The sequence below is a fragment of the Pseudoalteromonas sp. S16_S37 genome, from assembly GCF_014694405.1.
Lineage (GTDB): Bacteria > Pseudomonadota > Gammaproteobacteria > Enterobacterales > Alteromonadaceae > Pseudoalteromonas.
The window spans coordinates 62662-68661 of the sequence record NZ_JAAUWV010000022.1; the positions used below are offsets into that span (position 1 = coordinate 62662).

Annotated in this window: 4 protein-coding genes; 1 reads left to right on the top strand and 3 read right to left on the bottom strand. The window is 41.0% G+C overall.

What is annotated here, in order from left to right:
• Positions 1-347: 347 nt before the first annotated feature.
• The 3 genes from pgl to pgi all read right to left on the bottom strand — a co-directional run bounded on the left by pgl (position 348) and on the right by pgi (position 4532).
• Positions 348-1055, bottom strand: a complete 708-nt coding sequence (gene pgl / locus HC733_RS11545) for a 6-phosphogluconolactonase (RefSeq protein WP_190365199.1) — start codon at positions 1053-1055, stop codon at positions 348-350.
• Positions 1055-2527 (bottom strand): glucose-6-phosphate dehydrogenase, encoded by a 1473-nt coding sequence (zwf, locus tag HC733_RS11550; RefSeq protein WP_190365200.1) that lies wholly within the window; start codon positions 2525-2527, stop codon positions 1055-1057. Before zwf ends, pgl begins: the two co-directional genes overlap by 1 nt.
• Positions 2528-2894: 367 nt before the next feature.
• Entirely contained in the window at positions 2895-4532 is a 1638-nt protein-coding gene (gene pgi, locus HC733_RS11555; RefSeq protein ID WP_190365201.1) for a glucose-6-phosphate isomerase, read from the bottom strand.
• A gap of 299 nt (positions 4533-4831) precedes the next feature.
• Here pgi and HC733_RS11560 point away from each other — a divergent pair, with 299 nt between their 5' ends.
• Entirely contained in the window at positions 4832-5863 is a 1032-nt protein-coding gene (locus HC733_RS11560) for a LacI family DNA-binding transcriptional regulator (RefSeq protein WP_190365202.1), read from the top strand.
• Positions 5864-6000: the final 137 nt, after the last annotated feature.

Genomic DNA, 6000 nt, shown 5'->3' on the forward strand with positions numbered 1-6000 from the left:
TTTTTAAGCGCTATTTATGAGGTTACAGGCCAATATTTACACATGATTTTGATAGTAAGACCAATCAGCTTAACTAAGAGGTCTATTTTGACGCAAAAATCCTTGTCGATAGCATCGCTACCGCGTCAGGTTTAATCCCTAAGAGTAATTAAGTGTCATTGCGTAGGTATAAGTTGGAGATACAGATTTTGTTATAGCTAAATCGCTCACGTGAAGCGCTAATTGGTTATCTTGCTGTGGGGCTTCTGGGGTTTTGGATGAGTCAAAATGAAAATAACGTTAAAGGTAAAAAACTGCAAAGCACACCACTCTTTCATTAAGTTAGGGTGCTTTGCATTATCACTATTTTATGGGCACCAAAACACGCTTAAATTGATGTCTGGGTGATTAATAACAGCACGAAGAGGAATATCATACTCAGAGCCTGCTTGTTTAGCTTGCTCATACACCGCTTTTTTCTCATCGCCACTAATCAAAAGAACTACTTGTTTGGAATTGGCGATCCCATTCAACGTTAAGGTCATGCGCTCAGTAATGCTACCAGTGACTTCACTTTGCTTAGCATTAATGGCACAGACAACATCAGCAGTACTTAAACCATGCTCCAAGCCATTTGCGTGGGGAAATAACGAAGCTGTGTGTCCATCTGGACCCATGCCTAAAATAGTCACATCCGCTTGACCAAGTGATTTATACGCCTGCTCACATTCTGCCTGCCCTACAATGGCTGTTGGTGCAGAATTTTTCATAGTGACAAAACGTGCCTTTGATGCATGGTTTTGCAATAGCGTGCTCTTGATGAAAGCTTCATTCGATTTTTCGTGGTTCGCATCAACCCAGCGTTCATCAACCATTGCTACCGAGATTTTGTCCCAAGCAAGCGGTAAACCCGATAAGTGTTTATAAGCTGGCGCCGGTGATGAGCCGCCCGACACGAACAAAACGGCACTGCCCTTTTCCTCAATCCCTGCCACTAATTTAGATTCAAGCAAGGTTGATAATTGCGCTGTAAGTTCCTCTTTAGAGTCAAAAAATCGCTCTGTAAGATTGGCCATTATGCTTTTTCTCCTACATTAAACCATGCGTGATTGTTTTCTTGCAGTAGCTCATCAGCATCAACTGGCCCCCAAGAACCTGCACGGTACAATGCTGGCGTGCCTTTTTGTTGCCAACGCTCAATAATTGGGTCAATCCACTGCCAAGCTTGACGAACTTCATCACGGTGGATAAATAACGCTGGATTATTGGCAGCTGCATCCAACATCAAACGTTTATAAGCATCCGAATGGAAACTTGAGCCATATTGTTCACTTAGTTCGATATTTAGCGTAACTGGTTGTAACTCCATATTTAAGTTATCCATACGCTTTGACATAAGGGTAAGCTGAATTGTTTCTTCAGGTTGCAAACGAATGACCAAGCGGTTTGGTTGAATTGGTCCTACCGATTCATCGTAAACATTGTGAGATACCGGTTTGTATTCCACCACGATCTCCGCGCAACGTTTTTTCATACGCTTACCTGTGCGCAAGTAAAACGGTACGCCGGCCCAGCGCCAATTATCAATATGAGCACGAATAGCAACAAATGTCTCAGTGGTACTAGACCCCTCGCCTAATTCTTCCAAATACCCAGGTACTAGCTTGCCATTTAAATCACCCGGCACGTATTGACCGCGAACAATATTCGCATCAACTTGCTCACCAACTAATGGACGCAATGCTTCTAATACCTTCAGCTTTTCTGCACGAATACTATTAGCATTCAGTTTGTGTGGTGACTCCATTGCCACTAAGCATAACAGTTGCAGTAAGTGGTTTTGTACCATATCGCGAAGTGCACCGGCTTTGTCATAAAACCCTGCGCGAGATTCCAAACCAACAGTCTCTGAAATGCTGATTTGAATATTATCTATCGATTTTGCATCCCACAGATTTTCGAACAGCGCGTTTGAAAATCTCAACGCCATCAGGTTTTGAACCGTTTCTTTACCTAAGTAGTGGTCGATTCGGAAAATTTGCTCTTCGGCAAAGTACTGAGCTATTTTAGCGTTTATTTCTTCGGCTGATTCACCACAGTAGCCAATTGGTTTTTCAACCACCACACGAGAAGTATCGCTAATAAGCTTTTTAGAAGATAAGATCTCGCAGCAAGTACCATATACGGCAGGCGGTAGTGATAAATAGAATACTCTAGATTTATCAGAAGCATCTTGCTCAAGAAGTGTTCTTAATTCATCCCAATGACCATCAGGCTCGGTAACGTTAATTACCACAGGTACCAAGAATGCTGAAAATGCTTTCCAGTCTCGATTATTAAACTCACCTTCACCTAAAAACGACTTCAATGCTTGCTGTGCTGTTTCGATATATTCTTGTTTTTTACTTTCTTCACGAACAGTCGGCAAAATTCGAGAGCCTTCAGGTAAATTACCTTCTTGATATGCGCGATACATCGCAGGCAATAGCTTGCGTAATGCTAAATCTCCGCCCCCACCAAAAATTACAATATCAAAAGGATTAAGCATAAATTACTCTCTACAAGGTTAAGCGCAGCTATACAGTTCCTGTTCAACAGTTCCTGTTCACTCACTGCGCATTTATTGTTAATGTCTGATCACGCCATGTTCCTAGCCTACCAGACGCTGCTTATCAGCAGTATTGAATTCGATTGTAACCGTTCAACGACAAAGTGAGACGGTAATTTTCAACTTGCAAATTACCTTTCCGAGATTGGCTCTAAGAAGATGTATAAGCCAGAAAATGAGCCTTAGGGGCACTGTAATTCCTCTCACAAAAATACAGGCCCTAAGAACTCCAGCGCTACCCGTTCAAAGGTATTTTTTCACGTTGAGTGAACCGGTTGCCCTTCAAAGAAGGACGAATTTTTTCCAATTATCTATTATTTTTATAATAAGCAATTAATCCAGCAGTTGAACTATCATGAGGGTGATTAACCCCTTGTTGAGTAAGTTCAGCTTCAATCGCAGACGCCAGCCCTTTACCCAGTTCAACGCCCCACTGATCAAAAGAGCAAATCTGCAAAATAATACCCTGACAGAATATCTTATGCTCATACAAAGCAATTAAACGTCCAACTGACTTGGCATCGACAACATCAAGTAAAATTGACGTTGTCGGTCTATTACCCTGATGAATTTTATGGGCAACTAAACTTTCAATTTCTTCTGCTGTTTTGCCTTTTGCTAGTAAATCTGTACGAACTTGTTGCTCATCAACACCCGCCATCATAGCTTCTGTTTGTGCAAAAAAGTTCGACAACAAAATATCGTGATGTTTTTCTACAGCAACCTGAGGTTTTACCGATGCAATAAAATCAGCTGGCACGATATTATTACCTTGGTGAAGATACTGATAAAACGCATGCTGACCATTAATACCCGTCATGCCCCAAATGAGTGGCACAGTGGTATATGGTACGGTTTGACCATCAAAAGTAACATGTTTGCCGTTACTTTCCATTTCACCTTGTTGCAAATACGCAGGCAACATGTGTAAAGCTTGATCATAAGGTAAAATTGCTTGTGCTGTGTGCCCTAAAAAGCTGGTATTCCACACACTCAATAACGCCATAATTAATGGAATATTTTGTTCAAACGAGGCATTTTTGAAGTGCTCATCGACTTCAAATGCCCCCTCTAACACTTCAATAAATTTATCAAAGCCTAAATACAATGCAATCGGTAAACCAATCGCACTCCATAGCGAGAATCGGCCACCAACCCAATCCCACATGGTAAATACATTTTCATCCGCAATACCGAACTCACGCGTTTTCTCTAAGTTTGTGCTCACGGCAACAAAATGTTTCGCTATTGCTTGTTGCTCTGCATGATTCATGAACCACTTAACTGCAGAGCGCGCATTAGTCATGGTTTCTGATGTGGTGAACGTCTTTGAGGAAATAACAAAAAGTGTTGTTTCTGGTTCTAAGCCATCTAAAACACCAGCTAACTGCACACCATCAACGTTAGATACATAATGAACTTTCAGTGTGTCATCTGCATAATTTGCAAGCGCTTCTGTGACCATCTGCGGCCCAAGATTTGAACCTCCAACACCAATTGCCACCACATTTTTAACAGCTTTACCAGAATAGCCAAGCCATTCACCGCTGCGAACTCGATCTGTAAATTGTTTAATCTTATCAAGTTCACCATTAACCAATGTCGTAACATCTTTATCATCGACAAAAATCGGCGTGTTGCTTCTATTTCTGAGTGCAACGTGTAAAACCGCTCTCTGTTCAGTGAAATTAATTTTTTCACCACTGAACATTTTGTCGCGCCAAGATGCTATATCAACCTGCTCTGCTAGTGAAATGAGTTGCGAAAAGCTTTCACCGTCAATCAATTGCTTCGAGTAATCGAATAAAATCCCTGGAATTTGGCAAGAAAATTTCGCGAAACGCGATGGGTCTTGCGCAAACAAGGTTTTCAATTGTTGTTGCTTCAATTTTGCTGCAGATTGCTCTAATGCCTGCCAACTAGGCAACTCACGACGGCAACTCATACTCATCCCCTAACATAACATGAAGCTTGCATTTCAGTTTACGTACTGATTATGCAAGCAAAAGACTATTTCCAACGTCTACCTTAAGCCACAATGACAACGCTGTCAATTTTCTTATTTTCAATTTTACAATGTGGATAATAACGCAAATTTATACTTTTGACACCGGTATCATTAATTTATTTGTGATCTTTATACTGCTATTTTTAATTTAGATTAGATAGACTAAGCTACTCACATGATCATTTAATGAATTTTGAGCAATTTACAAAAGCTCACGCACATAAAAGAATAAAAAAATGAAAGTCACCATAAACGATGTCGCTAAGTTAGCCGGTGTATCAATGAAAACCGTCTCACGGGTGATCAATAAAGAACCTTCTGTTCGCAAAAAAACTTATGACTTGGTAATGAGTGCAGTAAATGAGTTGAATTATCAGCCTAACATCGCTGCGCGAAATCTCGCTGGCACTTCTTCATTTGCAATCGGACTTGTTTATGACAACCCTAACGCCTATTACGTAATTGATATGCAAAATGGCGTTCTCTCAAGATGTAAAGAAGAGGGATATGAACTTGTTATTCACCCTTGCAGTTATCTTGATGCGAATATGCAGGATGAATTCAAGACCATGATTAAGCGCTCGCGCCTAGCAGGGCTTGTTCTGACTCCTCCTTTATCTGAGCAGCAAAATATCATAGAAATGCTAGATGAAATGGGCGTACAGTACGTGCGTCTATTATCTGGACGAGATACTGATATCACTGAGCGGAACAATTGTATCTTAGTGAATGACTTTGCTGCAGCCTATGAAATCACCGAACATTTGCTGTCTTTGGGGCATAAGAATATTGCCTTTGTGTTGGGCGACAAAGAGCATAAATCTACCTCTGAACGTTTAGCCGGTTACCACCAAGCTCTGAGGGATCATAATATCGAACCTTCAGACAAGCTCATTTACGAAGGCAGTTATTCTTTTGAATCTGGTGTAAATGGTGCCAAAGAGTTACTAAAAGATGGTAATCCGAATAATATAACTGCCATATTGGGAGGTAACGATGAGGTAGCCGCAGGCGCCCTATTCGCTGCAAGATTGATGAATATTGACATCCCGGAAGAATTATCAATCACCGGCTTCGAAGACTCCCCGTTCTCTAGACAGACTTGGCCTAAATTGACCACGGCGCATCAAGCTAACGATGTTATCTCTGAACACGCAGCAAGATTACTATTTAGTAAAGCTCGAGGCTCAAGAAAACATGATAAAGACATTATCACTACATTTACTCCAAGCCTCGTGGTGCGAGAAAGTACCGGTCCAGCTAAATAAATGAAGGCACTATAAAGTGCTTCAGATTGATGATAAACCCCACTTTTTTCAGCGGGGTTTATTTTTTCTGTTGTTGATGATGGATTCTGTGAATTTCTCTAAAGAATTGGGAGCGCAGCCTTAACTCGGAAAATTAC

Coding starts and splice junctions, on each gene's coding strand:
- pgl (WP_190365199.1), bottom strand. CDS start 1,055: ATGGCCAATCTTACAGAGCGATTTTTTGACTCTAAAGAGGAACTTACA.
- zwf (WP_190365200.1), bottom strand. CDS start 2,527: ATGCTTAATCCTTTTGATATTGTAATTTTTGGTGGGGGCGGAGATTTA.
- pgi (WP_190365201.1), bottom strand. CDS start 4,532: ATGAGTTGCCGTCGTGAGTTGCCTAGTTGGCAGGCATTAGAGCAATCT.
- HC733_RS11560 (WP_190365202.1), top strand. CDS start 4,832: ATGAAAGTCACCATAAACGATGTCGCTAAGTTAGCCGGTGTATCAATG.